General features: G+C 71.5%; 16 protein-coding genes. 3 read left to right on the forward strand and 13 right to left on the reverse strand.

Going from position 1 to position 18,579, the window contains the following annotated elements; all coding sequences use genetic code 11:
• Position 1: 1 nt before the first annotated feature.
• From AC1DXT_RS15240 to uvrC, 9 genes are all read right to left on the reverse strand, one after another.
• Entirely contained in the window at positions 2 to 349 is a 348-nt protein-coding gene (locus AC1DXT_RS15240; RefSeq protein WP_055914815.1) for an RNA polymerase-binding protein RbpA, read from the reverse strand.
• Positions 350 to 360: 11 nt separating this feature from the next.
• A complete protein-coding gene (secG, locus tag AC1DXT_RS15245) occupies positions 361 to 603 on the reverse strand; it encodes a preprotein translocase subunit SecG (RefSeq protein ID WP_056094564.1) in 243 nt (80 codons plus the stop codon).
• 158 nt (positions 604 to 761) lie between these two features.
• Positions 762 to 1,556, reverse strand: coding sequence for a triose-phosphate isomerase (tpiA, locus tag AC1DXT_RS15250; protein WP_421741553.1), 795 nt, complete (start codon positions 1,554 to 1,556; stop codon positions 762 to 764).
• 3 nt (positions 1,557 to 1,559) lie between these two features.
• A complete protein-coding gene (locus AC1DXT_RS15255; RefSeq protein ID WP_477062143.1) occupies positions 1,560 to 2,759 on the reverse strand; it encodes a phosphoglycerate kinase in 1,200 nt (399 codons plus the stop codon).
• A gap of 114 nt (positions 2,760 to 2,873) precedes the next feature.
• Positions 2,874 to 3,878: a type I glyceraldehyde-3-phosphate dehydrogenase gene (gene gap, locus AC1DXT_RS15260; RefSeq protein WP_056094555.1), complete on the reverse strand. Its 1,005-nt coding sequence runs from the start codon at positions 3,876 to 3,878 to the stop codon at positions 2,874 to 2,876.
• 221 nt (positions 3,879 to 4,099) lie between these two features.
• Positions 4,100 to 5,080, reverse strand: a complete 981-nt coding sequence (gene whiA / locus AC1DXT_RS15265; RefSeq protein WP_056094552.1) for a DNA-binding protein WhiA — start codon at positions 5,078 to 5,080, stop codon at positions 4,100 to 4,102.
• 50 nt (positions 5,081 to 5,130) lie between these two features.
• Positions 5,131 to 6,108 (reverse strand): gluconeogenesis factor YvcK family protein, encoded by a 978-nt coding sequence (locus AC1DXT_RS15270; RefSeq protein ID WP_477062144.1) that lies wholly within the window; start codon positions 6,106 to 6,108, stop codon positions 5,131 to 5,133.
• Positions 6,105 to 7,049 (reverse strand): RNase adapter RapZ, encoded by a 945-nt coding sequence (rapZ, locus tag AC1DXT_RS15275; RefSeq protein WP_477062145.1) that lies wholly within the window; start codon positions 7,047 to 7,049, stop codon positions 6,105 to 6,107. The genes AC1DXT_RS15270 and rapZ overlap by 4 nt, the downstream gene beginning before the upstream one ends.
• Positions 7,046 to 9,064 (reverse strand): excinuclease ABC subunit UvrC, encoded by a 2,019-nt coding sequence (gene uvrC / locus AC1DXT_RS15280; RefSeq protein WP_477062146.1) that lies wholly within the window; start codon positions 9,062 to 9,064, stop codon positions 7,046 to 7,048. The genes rapZ and uvrC overlap by 4 nt, the downstream gene beginning before the upstream one ends.
• A 61-nt stretch (positions 9,065 to 9,125) precedes the next feature.
• Here uvrC and AC1DXT_RS15285 point away from each other — a divergent pair, with 61 nt between their 5' ends.
• Positions 9,126 to 9,638, forward strand: a complete 513-nt coding sequence (locus AC1DXT_RS15285; RefSeq protein WP_477062147.1) for an OsmC family protein — start codon at positions 9,126 to 9,128, stop codon at positions 9,636 to 9,638.
• 32 nt (positions 9,639 to 9,670) lie between these two features.
• On the opposite strand, the gene uvrA is transcribed toward AC1DXT_RS15285, so the two are convergent.
• Positions 9,671 to 12,562, reverse strand: a complete 2,892-nt coding sequence (gene uvrA, locus AC1DXT_RS15290) for an excinuclease ABC subunit UvrA (protein WP_477062148.1) — start codon at positions 12,560 to 12,562, stop codon at positions 9,671 to 9,673.
• A 106-nt stretch (positions 12,563 to 12,668) separates the two neighbouring features.
• Between uvrA and AC1DXT_RS15295 the strand changes: the two genes are divergently transcribed.
• Positions 12,669 to 14,492 carry a glycoside hydrolase family 15 protein gene (locus AC1DXT_RS15295; protein ID WP_477062149.1) on the forward strand — a complete coding sequence of 608 codons (1,824 nt, stop codon included), beginning with the start codon at positions 12,669 to 12,671 and terminating at the stop codon, positions 14,490 to 14,492.
• On the forward strand, positions 14,489 to 15,160 hold the full coding sequence (locus AC1DXT_RS15300) for an MBL fold metallo-hydrolase (RefSeq protein WP_477062150.1): 672 nt from the start codon (positions 14,489 to 14,491) through the stop codon (positions 15,158 to 15,160). Before AC1DXT_RS15295 ends, AC1DXT_RS15300 begins: the two co-directional genes overlap by 4 nt.
• Positions 15,161 to 15,163: 3 nt before the next feature.
• Here the strand turns inward: AC1DXT_RS15300 and AC1DXT_RS15305 are convergent, their stop codons facing one another.
• Genes AC1DXT_RS15305 through AC1DXT_RS15315 form a run of 3 tightly spaced genes read right to left on the reverse strand, consistent with a single transcriptional unit; the run spans position 15,164 to position 18,565 of the window.
• Positions 15,164 to 16,852, reverse strand: coding sequence for an AMP-binding protein (locus tag AC1DXT_RS15305; RefSeq protein WP_477062151.1), 1,689 nt, complete (start codon positions 16,850 to 16,852; stop codon positions 15,164 to 15,166).
• 29 nt (positions 16,853 to 16,881) lie between these two features.
• Positions 16,882 to 17,400, reverse strand: a complete 519-nt coding sequence (locus tag AC1DXT_RS15310; protein WP_477062152.1) for a GNAT family N-acetyltransferase — start codon at positions 17,398 to 17,400, stop codon at positions 16,882 to 16,884.
• Between the two features lies 1 nt (position 17,401).
• The gene (locus AC1DXT_RS15315; RefSeq protein ID WP_477062153.1) at positions 17,402 to 18,565 is read right to left on the reverse strand and encodes an acyl-CoA dehydrogenase family protein; all 1,164 of its coding nucleotides are present in this window, start codon (positions 18,563 to 18,565) and stop codon (positions 17,402 to 17,404) included.
• Positions 18,566 to 18,579 lie beyond the last annotated feature (14 nt).

Raw genomic sequence — 18,579 nt, forward strand, 5'->3', positions numbered from 1 at the left:
CTCAGCCGCCGCGCTTGGCGCGCAAGGCGGCGAGGGCCTCGTCGAGGATCGCGGCGCCGTCCTCGTCGGACCGCCGCTCCTTCACGTAGGCCAGGTGCGTCTTGTAGGGCTCGTTCTTGGACGGCGACGGAGGGTTCTCCTGGTCCTGGCCGGCGGGGAATCCGCAGCGGGGGCAGTCCCACGTCACCGGAGCCTCGAGAGCGGCCTCCTCGGCGAAGCTGGGCCGGGTCTCGTGGCCGTTGGCGCACCAGTACGACACCCAGATCCGCGGGGCGGTGTCACCACGCTCGGCCTCGCCCATCGGGCCGGCACCGACACGCGACCCCCTGATCGCACTCCCGCTCGCCATCGTCTACCGCCTCAGACCGTGCGCTCGATGAGACCGAGCAGGATGATGATCGCCGTCCACACCAGTGCGGTGCCGACCGTGATCCGGTTCAGGTTCCGCTCCGCGACACCGGAGCTTCCGGCGCTGCTCGTGATGCCGCCACCGAACATGTCGGACAGGCCACCGCCCTTGCCCTTGTGCAGCAGGACGAGCGGGATGAGCAGGAGGCTGGTCAGCACCAGCAGCACCTGGAGGGCGATACGAAGGCCGGTCACGTCGGTGTCAGTTCCTTACTGGGCGGGCACGTCGACGGCGGTAGAGCCAGCGACGCTGCGGTGGACCGCGGTACAGGGTAGGCGACGACGGGGGCGATAAGCCACCACCGTACGCGGGCAGGTCGCAGGGTGGACCCCACGACCTGCCCGCGGTGGTCTCAGAGACCCACGGCGTGCGACTTGTACCGCGCGATCGCGGCGAACTCCTCGGGGTCCAGGCTCGCGCCGCCGACGAGCGCGCCGTCGACGTCCGGCTTCGCCATGATCGAGGCGACGTTCGACGACTTCACCGAGCCGCCGTACAGGACCCGCACCGCGTCGGCCGTCTCGGCGTCGTACAGCTCGCCGATGCGCGTCCGGATGGCGGCCGCCAGCTCCTGGGCGTCCTCGGGGGTCGCCGTCTCTCCGGTGCCGATGGCCCAGACGGGCTCGTAGGCCACGACGATCGTCTTGACCTGCTCCGCCGTCAGACCGGCGAGGGCGCCGTCCAGCTGCGCGAGCGTGTGCGGGACGTGCTCGCCGGCCTTGCGGACGTCGAGCACCTCGCCGACGCACAGGATCGGGACGATGCCCGCGCTGAGCGCCGACTTCACCTTGGCGTTGATGAGCTCGTCGGACTCGTTGTGGTACTCACGACGCTCCGAGTGGCCGACCGCGACGTACGTGACGCCGAGCTTGGCCAGGAACAGCGGCGAGATCTCACCGGTGTAGGCGCCCGACGTGTGCGCCGAGACGTCCTGGGCGCCGTAGACGAGCTCGAGCTTGTCCGCGTCCACGAGGGTCTGCACGCTGCGCAGGTCGGTGAACGGGGGCAGTACGCAGACCTCGACGGCCGAGAAGTCGTGCTTGGCGTCCTTGAGCGTCCACGCGAGCTTCTGCACCGTGTGCGTGGCCTGGTGGTGGTCCAGGTTCATCTTCCAGTTGCCCGCCATCAGCGGGGTGCGAGTGGTCAACGCTCAGTCCTCCAGAACCGCGATACCGGGGAGCGTCTTGCCCTCGAGGAACTCGAGGCTCGCGCCACCACCGGTCGAGATGTGTCCGAACCCGGCCTCGTCGAAGCCGAGCGTGCGCACGGCCGCGGCAGAGTCGCCACCGCCGACGATCGTGAAGCCGCCGTGCGTGCCGGCGTCGACCAGCGCCTGCGCGACGGCACGCGTGCCGCCCGAGAACGCCTCGAACTCGAACACGCCCGCCGGGCCGTTCCAGACGATCGTCTTGGCGTCCACGATCTTGCTCGCGAACAGCGCGCTGGAGTCGGGGCCGATGTCCAGGCCGATCTTGCCGTCCGGGATCGCGTCGGCCGCGACGACCTGCGCCGGGGAGTCCGCCTTGAACTCGTCGGCGACGACGATGTCGGTGGGCAGGACGATCTCCACACCGGCCTCCTCCGCCTGCGCGAGGTAGCCCTTGACGGTCTCGATCTGGTCCTCCTCGAGGAGCGAGTTGCCCACCGAGTAGCCCTTGGCTGCGAGGAACGTGAAGAGCATGCCGCCACCGATGAGCAGGCGGTCCGCCTTGGTGATCAGGTTGGCGATGACACCGAGCTTGTCCGACACCTTGGAGCCGCCGAGCACTACCACGTAGGGGCGCGCGGGGTCGTCGGTCGCCTTGCGCAGCGACGCGACCTCCTTGAGGACGAGCTTGCCGACCGCGTGCGGGAGCACCAGCGCGACGTCGTACACCGACGCCTGCTTGCGGTGCACGACGCCGAAGCCGTCGGAGACGAACACGTCCGCCAGCGCGGCGAGCTCGCCGGCCAGCTCCGCGCGCTCGGCGTCGACCTTGGACGTCTCACGCGCGTCGAACCGGATGTTCTCCAGCAGCGCGATCTCGCCGTCCTGCAGCGCGGCCACGGTCGCCTTGGCGGAGTCGCCGACGACGTCGGTCGCCAGGGCGACGGGCTGGCCGAGCAGCTCGGAGAGCCGGTCCGCGACGGGCTTGAGGGAGTACTTGTCCTCCGGCGCGCCCTTGGGGCGGCCGAGGTGGGCCATCACCACGACGCGGGCACCGGCGGACAGGAGCGCCTGCAGCGTCGGGAGCGCCGCGCGCACGCGGCCGTCGTCGGTGATGGTCGTGCCGTCGAGCGGCACGTTGAAGTCGGAGCGGACCAGGACGCGCTTGCCGCGCAGGTCCCCGAGGTCCTCGATGGTCTTCATGGTTTCCTACCTTCGATCGAGCGGGGGCAGACATGGCTGCGTCCGCGTGCGCCGGGGCCGAGAGGCCGGGGCGCACGCGGACGCATGACCGTCACTCGTGGAACGACGAGAGCGTCAGAGACGCTCGCCGACGTACGACGTGAGGGCGACGAGGCTGTTCGAGTAGCCCCACTCGTTGTCGTACCAGGCGATGATCTTCACCAGGTCGCCGCTCACCTTGGTGAGCTTCGAGTCGAAGATGCTCTGGTGCGGGTTCGTGACGATGTCGCTCGACACGATCTCGTCCTCGACGTACTCGAGGATGCCCTTGAGGGGGCCGTCCGCGGCGGCCTTGACCGCAGCGTTGACCTCCTCGACGGTGACCTCACGCGAAGCCGTGAACGTCAGGTCCGTGGCGGAGCCGGTGATGACCGGGACGCGCAGCGCGAAGCCGTCGAGCTTGCCCTTGAGCTCCGGGAGCACGAGCGCCACGGCCTTGGCCGCACCGGTCGAGGTCGGGACGATGTTCTGCGCCGCGGCGCGCGCACGACGGAGGTCCTTGTGGGGGCCGTCCTGCAGGTTCTGGTCACCCGTGTAGGCGTGGATCGTGGTCATGAGGCCACGCTCGATGCCGATCGAGTCGTTGAGCGCCTTGGCCACGGGGGCGAGGCAGTTCGTGGTGCACGACGCGTTGGAGATGATGTGCTGCGTCGCGGCGTCGTAGTCGGTGTGGTTGACACCGACGACGAACGTGCCGTCCTCGTTCTTCGCCGGGGCGGAGATGATGACCTTCTTGGCGCCGGCCTCGAGGTGGGCCTTGGCCTTGGTGGCGTCCGTGAAGAAGCCGGTCGACTCGATCACGATGTCCGCACCGAGCTCGGCCCACGGCAGCTTCGCCGGGTCCCGCTCCTCGAGCGCACGGATCTTCTTGCCGTCGACGATGATGTTCTCGTCGTCGAAGTCGACGCTCAGCGGGAACCGGCCCAGCACGGTGTCGTACTTGAGCAGGTGTGCGAGCGTCTTGTTGTCCGTGAGGTCGTTCACGCCGACGATCTCGATGTCGGCACCGGAAGCCAGGATGGCCCGGTAGAAGTTACGCCCGATACGGCCGAAGCCGTTGATACCGACGCGGATGGTCACTTGCCCTCCTCGGCAGCGCCGACGAGGGGCCGGCGCACACATTTTGGTGATGGGGTCACGCACGCCGCTGTGCGCTCCGGACGTCGGCGGCATAGGCGGTTTCTCGTGCCCAACACATGACCGTCGTGTGACGTTCGGATGACATGAACCCTATACCAGTGACCGGGCTCACGCGGTGACGAAGGTCCCTGATGAGACGCCCGCCCCCGTGATGTCCCAGGTCAGAGGTCGAGCAGGTCGGGGCTCAGGCCGGCCTCGGTGTCCGGGATCCCGAGCTCGGCGGCGCGCTTGTCCGCGGTCGCGAGCAGGCGGCGGATCCGGCCGGCCACGGCGTCCTTGGTGAGGGTCGGCACGGCGAGCTTGCCCAGCTCCTCGAGCGAGGCCTCCTTGTGCGCCAGGCGCAGCTCGCCGGCCTCGCGCAGGTGCTCCGGGAGCTCGTCGCCGAGGATCTCGAACGCCCGCTCGACCCGCGCGCCCGCGGCCACCGCGGCGCGGGCGGAGCGACGCAGGTTGGCGTCGTCGAAGTTGGCGAGGCGGTTGGCGGTGCCGCGGACCTCGCGCCGCACGCGACGCTCCTCCCACACCAGCATCGTCTCGTGGGCGCCGAGCCGGGCGAGCATCGCGCTGATCGCGTCCCCGTCCCGGATGACGACGCGGTCGATGCCCCGCACCTCCCGGGCCTTGGCGGCGATCCCCAGACGTCGCGCTGCACCCACGAGGGCGAGCGCCGCCTCGGGACCGGGGCACGTGACCTCGAGCGCCGACGACCGGCCGGGCTCGGTGAGCGAGCCGTGCGCGAGGAACGCGCCGCGCCAGGCCGACTCGGCCTCGGCGACGCCGGCCGACACGACCTGCGGCGGCAGACCGCGCACCGGCCGTCCGCGGTTGTCCAGGAGGCCGGTCTGGCGTGCGAGCGACTCGCCGTCCTTGACCACGCGGACCACGTACCGGCTCCCCCGGCGCAGACCACCGCCGGAGACGACGATGATCTCGCTCTCGTGCCCGTACACCTCGGAGATCGCCTGCCGGAGCCGACGAGCCGCGATGCCCGTGTCCAGCTCCGCCTCGATGACGATCCGGCCGGAGATGATGTGCAGGCCCCCCGCGAACCTTAGGGTGGCCGAGACCTCAGCCTTCCGCGAGGACGTCTTGTCCACCTTCAGCCGGGCGAGCTCGTCCTTCACCTGTGCCGTCAACGCCATGGGGTGCATCCTGCCATTGCAAGTCACGTGTCCGGGACCGGTCCGGTCACCTACTCGGGTGGGTTCTCGCGTGTCCCGACGTCGCCGAGGAACCCCTCGAGCACGTCCGAGTACGCCCCAGCGAGTCGCAGCGGGTCGTGCCTGGCGGTCCCGTCGCCGCGGCTGACCTGGCGCAGCAGCAGGCGCGCGCCCAGGTCCGCGCTGCGCGCAGCGAGCACCGACACGTCCTCGACTGCCGTCGGGTCCGCGACCACCGCGTCGACCCGCAGCTCCGGGGCGTGCGTCTGCAGGACCTCCAGGTACTGCTCGGCACGCATGCCCGCGGTCTCGCCCGATTCACCCGACGCGAGGTTGAGCGTCACGATCGTCCTGGCCCGCGTCCGGTGCAGGGCCTCCTTGAGACCGGGGACGAGCAGGTGCGGCAGCACGGAGGTGTACCAGGAGCCCGGACCGAGCACGACCCAGTCGGCCGACGCGATGGCCGCCACGGCCTCCGGGCAGGCCGGCGGGTCGGCCGGTTCCAGCCGGACCTGCGCGACGGTCCCGGTGGTCGTCGCCACCGCGCTCTGGCCGACCACCCGGTGGGTGCGGCCCGCAGCGTCGATCACGTCGGCCTCGATGAGCAGCGGCACCGACGACATCGGCAGGACCCTGCCCCGGGCGCCGAGCAGCTTGCCCACCCAGTCGAGGCCCTCGACCGTGTCCCCCAGCAGCTCCCAGAGCGCGACGATCAGCAGGTTGCCCACGGCGTGCTGGTCGAGGTCACCCGTCGAGCTGAACCGGTGCTGCAGCACGTCGCGCCAGGTCCTGCCCCAGTCGGAGTCGTCGCACAGGGCGGCCAGCGCCATCCGCAGGTCCCCGGGCGGCAGGACGCCGAGCTCCTCGCGGAGCCGCCCGGAGGAGCCCCCGTCGTCGGCGACGGTGACGACCGCGGTGATCCGGTCGGTCATCAGCCGCAGCGCGGACAGGGACGCGGACAGGCCGTGACCGCCACCGAGTGCGACGACCGCCGGCGCGGCCGCCCTCATTCCTTGCCGAGGTCGCGGGCCGACACCGAGACGAGGTGCCCCCGGTCCCGCAGCCTGGCGGCGATCGCCTCGCTCACGGCGACCGACCGGTGCTTGCCTCCGGTGCAGCCGACCGCGATGGTGACGTACCGCTTCTCCTCGTTGAGGTAGCCCGCGAGCACCGGCTCCAGCGCGTCGACGTACCGGTCCACGAACGTGATCGCCCCCGGCAGGCCGAGCACGTAGTCCCGCACGGGAGCGTCCCTGCCCGTGAGGTGCCGCAGCTCGGTGATCCAGTACGGGTTGGATAGGAACCGCATGTCCACCACGTGGTCGGCGTCGAGCGGCAGGCCGTACTTGAACCCGAACGACACGACGGAGATCCGCAGCGCGTCCTCGGCGCCGCTGGCCACGACCGAGCGCACCTCACGCGCGAGGTCGTGCACGTTGAGCTCGGAGGTGTCGATGAGCGTGTCGGCCCGCTCGCGCAGGTCCGAGAGGATCGCACGCTCCTCCGCGATGCCGTCGAGGATCCGGCCCTGCCCCTGCAGCGGGTGCGGCCGGCGGACCTGCTCGAACCGCCGGACCAGGACCTCGTCGGAGGCGTCGAGGAACAGGATCCGGTACTCGACGCCGGACTCCCGCAGGCCCTGCAGCACCGGGGACAGGTCCCGGAAGAACTCGCGTCCACGCACGTCGATCACCGCGGCGAGGCGCTGCGCCCCGGCGCCGGCGGGTCCGCTGGTGAGCATCCCGACGAGGTGCGTGAGCATCTGCGCGGGCAAGTTGTCGATCACGTACCAGTCGAGGTCCTCGAGGACGGCGGCCGCACGGGTACGGCCCGCGCCCGACATCCCCGTGATGATCAGGACCTGCGGCTGGCTCAGGTGGGGCGCCTCGGTGGCCGCCTCGAGGGCGGGGATCCCGGCGGGCACCGTGATCGGCGAAGGCTCGTCGCTCATGCCTCCAGCATGCCAGCCGACTCGGGGACCTGGTCCGACGCCACTCCCGGGGAGGCCAGCGCAGCGACGACAGCCGCCGCTGTGCGCTCCCCCATCCCCTGCACCGACGCGATCTCCTCGACCGACGCCGCCCGGAGCCGCTTGACCGACCCGAAGTGCCGCAGCAGTGCCGCCTGGCGCRCCGGCCCGAGCCCGGGCACCCCGTCCAGCACGGACGTCGTCATGCCCTTGCTCCGCCGCTTGCGGTGCGCCGTGATGGCGAAGCGGTGGGCCTCGTCGCGCAGGCGCTGCAGGAGGTACAGACCCTCCGAGCTGCGCTGCAGGATCACCGGGTACGCCTCACCCGGCAGCCACACCTCCTCCAGCCGCTTGGCCAGCCCGACGAGCGCGACGTCGTCGATGCCGAGCTCCGCCATCGCGGCCGCGGCCGCGGCGACCTGAGGTGGGCCGCCGTCCACGACGACGAGGTTCGGCGGGTACGCGAAGCGGACCGGCTTGCCCGTGACCTCGTCGATGGGCCCGGACCGCAGCGGCAGACCGTCCTCGTCCTCGCCGGTACCCAGCTCGACGTCGCGGGCGTCGGCGCGATCGGCCAGGTAGCGACGGAACCGGCGCGTGATGACCTCGTGCATCGCGGCCGTGTCGTCGCGCGCGCCCTGCCCCTCCGGGCCGCGGATGGTGAACAGGCGGTACTCGCTCTTGCGGGCCAGGCCGTCCTCGAACACCACCATCGACGCCGACTGGTAGGTGCCCTGGTTGTGCGAGACGTCGTAGCACTCGATCCGCAGCGGAGCCGACGGCAGGTCCAGCGCCTCCTGGATCTCCTGCAGCGCCTGGCTCCTGGTGGTCAGGTCCCCGGCGCGGCGGGTGCGGTGCAGGACGAGCGCGTGCTCGGCGTTGCGGTGCACGGTCGCCGCCAGCTCCCGCTTGTCTCCCCGCTGCGGGACACGCACCGACACCTTGCTCCCCCGCAAGCCGGTCAGCCAGGCCTGCACCTGGTCGACGTCGGGGGGCAGCACAGGGACGAGCACCTCGCGCGGTACCGCCGACGAGCCCGCGCCACCGTCGCCGGCCGCGGCCTCGGAGCCGTAGATCTGCTGGAGCAGGTGCTCGACCAGCTCGGCGTCGGTGACGTCCTCCACCTTCTCGACCACCCAACCGCGCTGGCCGCGGATGCGCCCGTCCCGCACGTGGAACACCTGCACCGCGGCCTCGAGCTCGTCACCGGCCAGGGCGAAGATGTCCGCGTCGGTGCCGTCCGCCAGCACGACGGCGTTCTTCTCGGTGGCCCGTTGGAGCGTCGCGATGTCGTCCCGCAACCGCGCCGCGCGCTCGTAGTCCAGCTCCGCGGCCGCCTCCTTCATGCGCGCGGTCAGCCGTCGCGTGAACTTGGCGGTGTCGCCCGCCATGAAGTCGCAGAAGTCCTGCGCGAGCAGGTGGTGGTCGTCCGGCGAGATGCGTCCGACGCACGGTGCCGAGCACTTGTCGATGTACCCCAGCAGGCACGGCCGGCCCTGCTGGTGCGCGCGCTTGAACACGCCCGCCGAGCAGGTGCGGACCGGGAACACCCGCAGCAGCAGGTCGACGGTCTCCCGGATGGCCCATGCGTGCGCGTACGGACCGAAGTAGCGCGTGCCCTTGCGCTTGGCGCCCCGCATCACCTGGATGCGGGGGAACTCGTCGGCCAGCGTCACGGCCAGGTAGGGGTAGGACTTGTCGTCGCGGTACTTCACGTTGAACCGCGGGTCGAACTCCTTGATCCAGGAGTACTCCAGCGCGAGCGCCTCGACCTCCGTGCCGACGACCGTCCACTGGACCGACGCCGCCGTGGTCACCATCTGCTGCGTGCGCTGGTGCAGGCCGGACAGGTCCTGGAAGTAGCTGGACAGGCGCGACCTCAGGCTCTTGGCCTTGCCGACATAGATGACTCGGCCGTGCTCGTCACGGAAGCGGTAGACGCCCGGCGAGTCGGGGATCTCCCCCGGAGCCGGCCGGTACGTGGCGGGATCAGCCATGCGGTCGAGCGTAGTTCGCGGCACCCACGTCACCGAACGACCGGACCGCTACCGTGGGCTGATGGGCCCCCTGCACACGTACTCCGTCGACGTCACCTGGACCGGCGCCGGCCGGACCGGCACCTCGAGCTACACCGCGTACAGCCGCGACCACGAGGTGCGGATCGGGTCGAAGCCGCCGCTGCTGGGGTCGTCCGACACGGCCTTCCGAGGAGACCCGTCGAGATACAACCCGGAGGAGCTGCTGGTCAGCGCGCTGGCGCAGTGCCACATGCTCTGGTTCCTGCACCTGGCGTCCGCGGCCGGCGTGGTGGTGGTCGGGTACGAGGACCAGGCCGTCGGCACGATGCGCATCGAAGCCGCCGGTCAGGGTCAGTTCCGTGAGGTCGTCCTGCGACCGCGAGTGACGGTCGCCGCAGGCGCCCACCTGCCCACGGGCGCCGCGATCACCGACGACGTGCTCGGCGGCATCCACCACCAGGCCCACGAGCACTGCTTCATCTCCCGGTCCGTGAACTTCCCGGTCCGGCACGAGCCCGTCCCGGTGCGCACGGCTCAGTCCGTCTCGCACTAGCGTCACACCCCGTCCGGCTCGCCGCCCGACGGCTACGCCGGGATCGGCTGCTTGACGGCGCGCTTGCGCTTCACGGGCTGCGGTGCCGGCTCCAGGACCTCGGCGAGGAACCGTCCTGTGTGGCTCGCCTCGACCGAGGCGATGTGCTCCGGCGTTCCCTCGGCGATGACGAGCCCACCGCCGCTGCCGCCCTCGGGGCCCATGTCGATCACCCAGTCGGCGTTCTTGATGACGTCGAGGTTGTGCTCGATCACGATGACCGAGTTCCCCTTGTCGACCAGGGACTGGAGCACGCCGAGAAGCTTGCGGATGTCCTCGAAGTGCAGACCTGTGGTCGGCTCGTCGAGCACGTAGATCGTCCGGCCCGTCGAGCGGCGCTGGAGCTCGGCGGCGAGCTTGACGCGCTGCGCCTCGCCGCCGGAGAGCGTCGGCGCCGGCTGGCCGAGCCGCACGTACCCGAGCCCGACGTCGACGAGGGTGCGCAGGTGCCGGGAGATCGCGGGGACCGCGGCGAAGAACTCGGCGGCCTCCTCGATCGGCATGTTGAGCACGTCGGCGACTGTCTTGCCCTTGAAGTGCACCTCGAGCGTCTCGCGGTTGTACCTCGCACCGTGGCAGACCTCGCAGGGCACGTACACGTCCGGCAGGAAGTTCATCTCGATCTTCAGGGTGCCGTCACCGGAGCACGCCTCGCAGCGGCCGCCCTTGACGTTGAACGAGAACCGGCCGGGCGTGTAGCCGCGGACCTTGGCCTCGGTGGTCTCCGCGAACAGCCGGCGGACGTGGTCCCAGACCCCGGTGTACGTCGCCGGGTTGGAGCGCGGCGTCCGGCCGATGGGCCCCTGGTCCACGTGCACGACCTTGTCCAGGTGCTCCAGGCCCGTCACGCGCTTGTGCCGGCCTGCCACCTGGCGCGCGCCGTTCAGCTCGTTGGCGAGCACCGTGTAGAGGATCGCGTTCACCAGCGTCGACTTGCCCGACCCGGACACGCCGGTCACCGCGGTCAGCACGCCGAGCGGGAACGAGACATCGATCCCCTGCAGGTTGTGCTCGTGCGCGTTGACCACCGTGAGCTGGCGCTTCGCGTCGACCGGCCTGCGCAGCGGCGGCATGGGGATGGACCGGCGCCCCGACAGGTACGCACCCGTCACGGACTCGGCCGACGACAGCAGGCCCGCGAGGTCACCCGAGTGCACGACCCGTCCACCGTGCTCGCCGGCACCCGGCCCGATGTCGACGATCCAGTCGGCCGTCCGGATGGTGTCCTCGTCGTGCTCGACGACGATCAGCGTGTTGCCCAGGTCCCGCAGGCGCGTGAGCGTGTCGATCAGACGACGGTTGTCCCGCTGGTGCAGGCCGATGCTCGGCTCGTCGAGCACGTAGAGCACGCCGACCAGGCCGGAGCCGATCTGCGTGGCCAGCCGGATGCGCTGCGCCTCGCCGCCGGACAGCGTCGCGGCCGGGCGGGTCAGCGAGAGGTAGTCGAGGCCGACGTCGAGCAGGAAGCCGAGGCGCGCCTGGATCTCCTTGAGCACCTGCGCGGCGATGGCACGCTCGCGCTCGCCCAGCTGCAGCGTGTCGAGGAACTCGCGGGCCTCCCGGATGGGGAGCGTGCAGACGTCGGCGATGGACCTTCCGCCGACCTTGACCGCAAGCACCTCGGGCTTGAGCCGCGCGCCCTCGCACACCGGGCACGGGACCTCGCGCATGTAGGCCTCGTACTTCTCCTTGCTCCAGTCCGAGTCGGTCTCGTTGTGCCGGCGCTCGAGGAACGTGATGACGCCCTCGAAGCCGGTCGAGTACTGCCGCTCGCGACCCCAGCGGTTCTTGTACCGGACCTTCACCTCGTGGTTCTGGCCGTGCAGCACCGCGTCCTTGGCCCGCTGCGGCAGAGCACGCCACGGCACGGTCGTGGAGAAGCCCATGTCGGAGGCCAGCGCGCTGAGCACGCGGGAGAAGTACTCGCTCGAGATCTGCGCCCAGGGCGCGACGGCGCCGTCGTCGAGCGACAGGTCCTCGTCGGGGACCACCAGGTCGGGGTCGACCTCGAGGCGCGAGCCGATCCCGGTGCACTCCGGGCAGGCGCCGTACGGGGCGTTGAACGAGAACGTGCGCGGCTCGATCTCGTCGAGCGTGAGCACGTGGTCGTTCGGGCACGCGCGGTGCTCGGAGAACCGTCGCTCGCGCGTGAGGTCGTCGATGTCGGCGTCCACCAGCTCGACGACGAGCAGCCCGCCGGCCAGGCCGAGGGCGGTCTCGACGGAGTCGGTGAGCCGGCGCTGGACACCCTCGCGGGAGACCAGGCGGTCGATGACGACCTCGATGTCGTGCTTGAGCTTCTTCTCGAGCGCCGGGGGCTCGGTGAGCTGCACGACCTCGCCGTCGACGCGGGCACGGGCGAAGCCCTTGCTCTGCAGCTCCTTGAACAGGTCGGCGTACTCGCCCTTGCGGCCACGGACGACCGGCGCGAGCACCTGGTACCGCGTGCCCTCCGGGAGCTCGAGCAACCGGTCGACGATCTGCTGCGGGGTCTGCGCGGTCACGCGCTCGCCGCACACCGGGCAGTACTGCGTCCCCGCGCGTGCGAACAGCAGGCGCAGGTAGTCGTAGACCTCGGTGATCGTGCCGACCGTGGACCGCGGGTTCCGGTTGGTGGACTTCTGGTCGATCGACACCGCGGGCGAGAGGCCCTCGATGAAGTCGACGTCGGGCTTGTCCATCTGCCCGAGGAACTGCCGCGCGTACGCGGACAGCGACTCGACGTACCGGCGCTGCCCCTCCGCGAAGATGGTGTCGAACGCCAGCGACGACTTCCCCGAACCGGACAGACCGGTGAACACGATGAGCTTGTCACGCGGGAGATCGAGGTCGACGTTCCGAAGGTTGTGCTCGCGGGCGCCCTGCACCACCAGTCGTTCGTTCACGCGGGGAGTCTACGTGGCACCACCGACAATCGCACATCTGTTCGACGTGAGCGAAACCACAGCCGGCCGACGTGCCGCTCCCCCGGCGCCGGAGGATGCTCACCTCGTGGACAGACCCGACGCCGTCGTCGACCCCCCGCTGGTGCCCATCGGAGACTATGCGGTGCTCGGGGACGGCAGGACCGCCGCACTCGTCTCCCTGCGCGGCTCGATCGACTGGATGTGCCTGCCGACGTTCGACTCGGCAGCCGCCTTCGCCCGCCTGCTGGGCACCGCGGACAACGGCCGGTGGCTCCTCACGGTCCGGGACGCGACGTCCGTGACCCGGCGCTACCTCGACGACTCGTTCGTGCTCGAGACCACGTACGAGACCGCGCAGGGCACCGCGGTGGTGCTGGAGACCATGCCGCTGCACGACGGCCGGTCCGACCTCGTGCGGCGTCTCGTGTGCACCCGTGGGAGCGTCGAGGTCGAGCACGAGTGGGTGGTCCGGTTCGGCTACGGCGCGGTCGAGCCGTGGGTGCGCCGGCTGACCGACCAGGACGGCGAGGAGGCGATCCGGGCGATCGCCGGGCCGGACTCCCTGCTGCTGCGCGGCGACCGCCTCCCCCATCCGGACGACCACCGGCACGCCGACCGGTTCACGCTCCAGGAGGGCGAGTCCGTCGAGCTGGCGCTGACCTGGACCCGCTCGTGGGATCCCGTCCTGCCGCGGCTGACCATCGAGGACCGGATCGACTCCACGCGGATCACCTGGGGGCTGTGGGCGCGCAGCTGCGCCTACCAGGGCTCCTACCGCGAGGCCGTCGTCCGCTCGCTGCTCGTCCTGCGCCTGCTCACGGACCAGGAGACCGGCGGGATCGTCGCGGCCGCCACGACCTCCCTGCCCGAGGACTTCGGCGGCGAGCGCAACTGGGACTACCGGTACTGCTGGCTCCGGGACGCGGCCATGACGCTCGAGGCGCTGCTCGAGCACGGCTACCGCGACGAGGCCACGGAGTGGCGTGACTGGCTGCTGCGTGCCGTGGCCGGGAACCCCGCCGACCTGCAGATCATGTACCGCGTCGACGGTGGCCGCTACCTGCCCGAAGCCGAGCTCGGCCACCTGACGGGCTACGCCGGATCGCGTCCGGTCCGGGTCGGGAACGCCGCCGTCGGGCAGGTGCAGAACGACGTGCTGGGTGAGGTGATGTGCGCCCTGGAGCTGGCGCGCGCCGCCGGGCTGCAGGAGACCGCCGACTCCTGGTCCCTGCAGCGCCACCTCGTCGAGGACCTCCTGCGCCGCTGGCGAGAGCCGGATCGGGGGATCTGGGAGGTTCGTGGCGAGCCGCGGCACTTCACGCACTCGAAGGTCATGGCCTGGGCCGCTGTCGACCGCGCGGTGCGTGCGGTCGAGAAGCACGGTCTCGAGGGACCCGTCGACAGGTGGCGCGCGGAGCGGGACGCGATCCGTGCCGACGTGCTGGCGCACGGCTGGAACGCCGAGCGTGGGACGTTCGTGCAGGCCTACGGCGCCACGCACACCGACGCGGCCCTGCTGCAGATCGCGCAGGTCGAGTTCCTGCCGTCCGACGACCCCCGCGTCCTGGCCACGCTCGCAGCGATCCGGGACGAGCTCGAGGTCTCCCCGGGACTGCTGCGCCGCTACCGCACGGAACGTACCGACGACGGCGTCGCCGGCGACGAGCACGCCTTCCTCGCGTGCTCCTTCTGGCTCGCGGACGCCCTCGCGCGGACGGACGACGTCGACGGCTCGACGGCGGTGCTGGACATCCTCGTCGGCCTGGCGAACGACGTGGGGCTGCTGGCCGAGCAGTACGACCCGGTCGGACGGCGGCTGGCCGGCAACATGCCCCAGGCCCTGTCGCACCTGGCGCTCGTCCGGGCGGTGCACAGCCACGACCTGGCTCTCGAGAGGAGGACCCGATGACGTACACCGGTGACGTGCAGGTGGGCGGGCCGTCAGCTCTCCGCGTGCTCGACGAGCTCGAGATCCGCAAGGCCGCCGTCGGCCCGATGGACAACAACGCCTACCTGCTGACGTGCCGGTCCGACGGCTCCCAGGTGCTCGTCGACGCGGCGGACGAGCCCGACCGCCTGCTCGAGCTGGTCCGCGAGGGTTCGTCGCAGCTCGACACCATCGTCACCACCCACCGGCACCCCGACCACCACCGCGCGCTCGAGTCGCTGGTGACCGTCACCGGGGCGTCCTCGGCAGTGGGTGCCGACGATGCCACGGCGGTCATGGAGGCGACCGACGTGCCCGTCACCCGCCGCCTGCACGACGGCGACGTCCTGCACGTGGGCCACCTCGCCCTGGAGGTCGTCGCGCTGCGCGGCCACACCCCGGGCTCGATCGCGCTCGCCTACCGCGAACCCGGTGGGCGCACGCACCTGTTCACCGGTGACTCGCTCTTCCCGGGAGGCGTCGGGCGCACCACCAGCCCGGACGCGTTCGAGCAGCTCTACGGCGACGTCGTCGCCCGGGTGTTCGACCGCTTCGACGACGACACGTGGGTCTACCCGGGCCACGGCCGGGACACCACGATCGGAGCGGAGCGTCCGCACCTCGAGGAGTGGCGCGCCCGCGGCTGGTGACCGTCAGCCGGCGAGGACGGACTCCCGCACGACGCGACGGAGCACCTTGCCGACCTGCGACCGCGGCAGCTCGTCCAGGAACACGAGCCGGCGCGGGAGCGCGTAGCGCGCCAGGTGCCGCTCACCCCACGCACGGACGGCGTCGAGGTCGATCCCCCGGGCACCGGGCTCCAGCACCACGGCGGCGACCACGGTCTCCCCGAGGTCCCCACCGGGCACCCCGACCACCGCGACGTCCGCGACGCCGGGCATGCCGCGCAGGTGGTCCTCGACCTGGGAGGGGTAGACCTTGAAGCCGCCGCTCACGATGACCTCCTTGATGCGGTCCACCAGCACGACCCAGCCGGTCTCGTCCACCGTGACGATGTCGCCGGTCCGCAGCCAGCCGTCGTCGAGCAGCTGCTCCGCGGTCTCGTCGGGCCGACCCCAGTAGCCGGCGAACACCTGCGGGCCCTGGATCAGCAGCTCGCCGCGCTCCCCCTGTTCGACCTCGCGGGTGACGTCGGTGGGGTCCACGACCCGGATGCGCGTGCTCGGGAACGGCAGGCCGAGCGTGCCGGGGCGGCGGGCGTCGGTGAGCGGGTTGCCGAGCGCGACGGGTGACGTCTCGGTCATCCCGTACCCCTCGACGACGAGCCCGCCGGTCACGTCCTCCCACTTCTGGGCGGTCGCCGCGGGGAGCGCCATCGCGCCCGAGATCGCGTACCGGAACGACGTGAGGTCTGCCCCCGACGTCGCGGCGGCGACGGCCAGCCGGTCGAGCATCGGCGGGACGGCGGGCAGGAAGGTGCCCGGGAGGCGCTTCTGGGCGGCAAGGACCATCGCGGGGTCGAACGAGGGGAACGCGACGAGCGTCGCGCCGACCCGCATCGCGTAGCTCAGGCAGAGGGTCAGCCCGAAGGCGTGGAAGAACGGCAGCACCCCGTAGACGACGTCGGTACCGGGCTCGACTCCCGTCCAGGCGTGGCCCTGCACCGCGTTGGCCACCAGGTTGCGGTGCGTGAGCATCGCGCCCTTGGGTGTGCCGGTGGTGCCGCCGGTGTACTGCAGCAGGGCCACGTCGGACGACGACGGCGCCGGGTGCGCCGGGTCCAGGGGTGCAGCCTTGGCGACGAGCCGGTGCCACATCGGGAACGCGGGCGGCACCGAGCCGCACATGGCCGCGCGCGCTCGGCGGGCGCTCGGCAGGGGCAGGCGCAGGGCGAGCTGCTTGCCACGGGGCAGGTCGGCGGACAGGTCCACGGCGACGACGGCCTTGAGAGCCGTCCGGGCGAGCGTCTCGAGGACCCGCGGCACCGCCTTCTCCCACACGAGCGCGACGACCGCCCCGGAGTCGGCCAGCTGGTGCGCGAGCTCGCCGGCCGAGTAGGTGGGGTTGTGCTCGACGACGACCGCGCCGATGCGCAGCGCTGCGTAGAAGGCGATCACGTGCCCGGTGCAGTTCGGCATGACGAGGGCCACCCGGTCCCCCGGCCGGACGCCGAGGTCGAGCAGCACCTGGGCGCCGCGGGCGACGGCCTCGGCCAGCTCCGCGTACGTCGTGGGCGCCCCGAGGAAGTCCACGGCCGTCCGCTCGGGCCACCGCTGTGCCGCGCGATCGAGCGCCGCGGTGAGGGGCTCGTCGGGGATCGCCACGTCTCGCGGGGCACCAGTCGAGGCGGCGGTCGGTCGGCTGGGTCCCACGGTCGTCATCCCCCGATCGTAACCTACGGGTGCGTAAGTTACTTGAGAGTAGGTTGTGAGTTCGCCCTGCAGGACCACCGGGTCACCGACACGCCGTCGGGCTCCACCTCGAGTGGACCACGACGGAACGACGCCCGCTCGAGCACCCGTTCGCTCGCCACGTTCCCGACCATCGTCCTGGCGTTCACCACGTCCGCGCCGTGCTCCAGCGCCCAGCGCGACAGAGCACGGACGGCCTCCGTGGCCAGGCCCATCCCGCGGCCCGCGGGGAGGAACGCGTAGTAGAGGTGCGGGCCGTCGGTGCGCAGTCCCATCCCGATCGTGCCGAGCGGCTCCCCCGACCGCTCGACCACGAACCTCCCACCGCGGCCCTCAGCACGCTGCGTCAGGTTCCGTCTCACCCGCTCGCGTGCCTCGTCCACGCTGACGTCCGCCGGGTAGTACGTCCACTGCGGCACGTCCGAGACGCGGGAGAGGGCGTGGTCGAGCGCCCAGTCGTCCTCCCGCAGCGCGCGCAGGCGTGCTCCGGGCAGGTCGAGCACGTCGGGCAGCTCCACGTCAGGCCTCGGGCGGACCCAGCACGGACGTCGCGAGCGTCGCGTGCGCCGACTCGTCGTCGGACGGGTGGAACATCCCCGCCAGCACGTCGCGGTACAGCCGTCCCAGCTCGCTCCCCGAGAAGTACGACCCCCCTCCCGAGACACGGATCGCGTTGTCGACGACCACCCGGGCGGACTCGGTCGCGCGGACCTTGAGCCCGACCAGGTGCGCGAACCAGCGCGACCCGTGGTCCACCTGCTCGTCGACGTCGCGAGCGAGGGCGAAGACCTGCAGCTCCGCACCGTCCTGAGCCAGCACCGCGTCCGCGATCCGCCAGCGGATGTCGGGGTCCTGCGCGTAGGCCCGGCCGTCGAACTTCATCGAGGTCCGACGCCGTGCCGCCTCGACCCCCAGCTCGATCGCTCGCCGGCCGATCCCCGTGTAGACCGCGCCGAGCAGGATCTCGAAGACGGCGAAGAGGGCGAAGACGAACGGGTCGGCGCTCGGGCCTGGCGGGAGAGACCGGTAGACGCGGTCGGCGGGGGCGAGCGCTCCGTCCAGCACCGTGGTGGCCGACTGCGTGGCACGCATGCCGAGCGTGTCCCAGTCGTCGCGCGCCTCGGTGCCACCGTCGGCGCGGGAGACGACCCCGTGCACGAGCCGCGGGTCGTCAGGGTCGGAGTCGTCCAGACCGAACGTGGCCAGCTGCGTCCACACCGGCGACAGCGACGTGAAGATCTTCGTGCCGCTGTAGCGGTACGAGCCGTCGGGCTGCCGGTCTGCGCGCGTCCGCGAGCCGAACATCACCAGGTCGTTGCCGGGCTCGGAGTTGCCGAACGCGAAGATCTCCCCCGCCGCGGCATCCCTCAGGATGAACTCGACGGAGTCGTCGCCGCGAGACACCAGCAGGGCGGCGAGCCCGGTCACCACCAGGTGCATGTTGACCGCCAGCGCCGTGGCCGGTGCCGCCGCTGCCAGCCGTACCTGCTCGCGCGCGACCTCCTCGAGCGTGAGCCCTGCGCCGCCCAGCCCGGTCGGCACGAACGCCGTCAGGTACCCCGCCGCGACCAGGTCGGCGAGGTCGTCGTGCGGGAAGGTGTTCTCACGGTCGTGCAGCGGTGCACGCTCGTGGATCCGGTCCAGCAGGTCCTGCGTGAGCAGCGTGCGCAGCGTCCGAGCCATGTCAGCACTCTGCC

Source organism: Cellulomonas sp. P1_G12_2 (assembly GCF_056405535.1).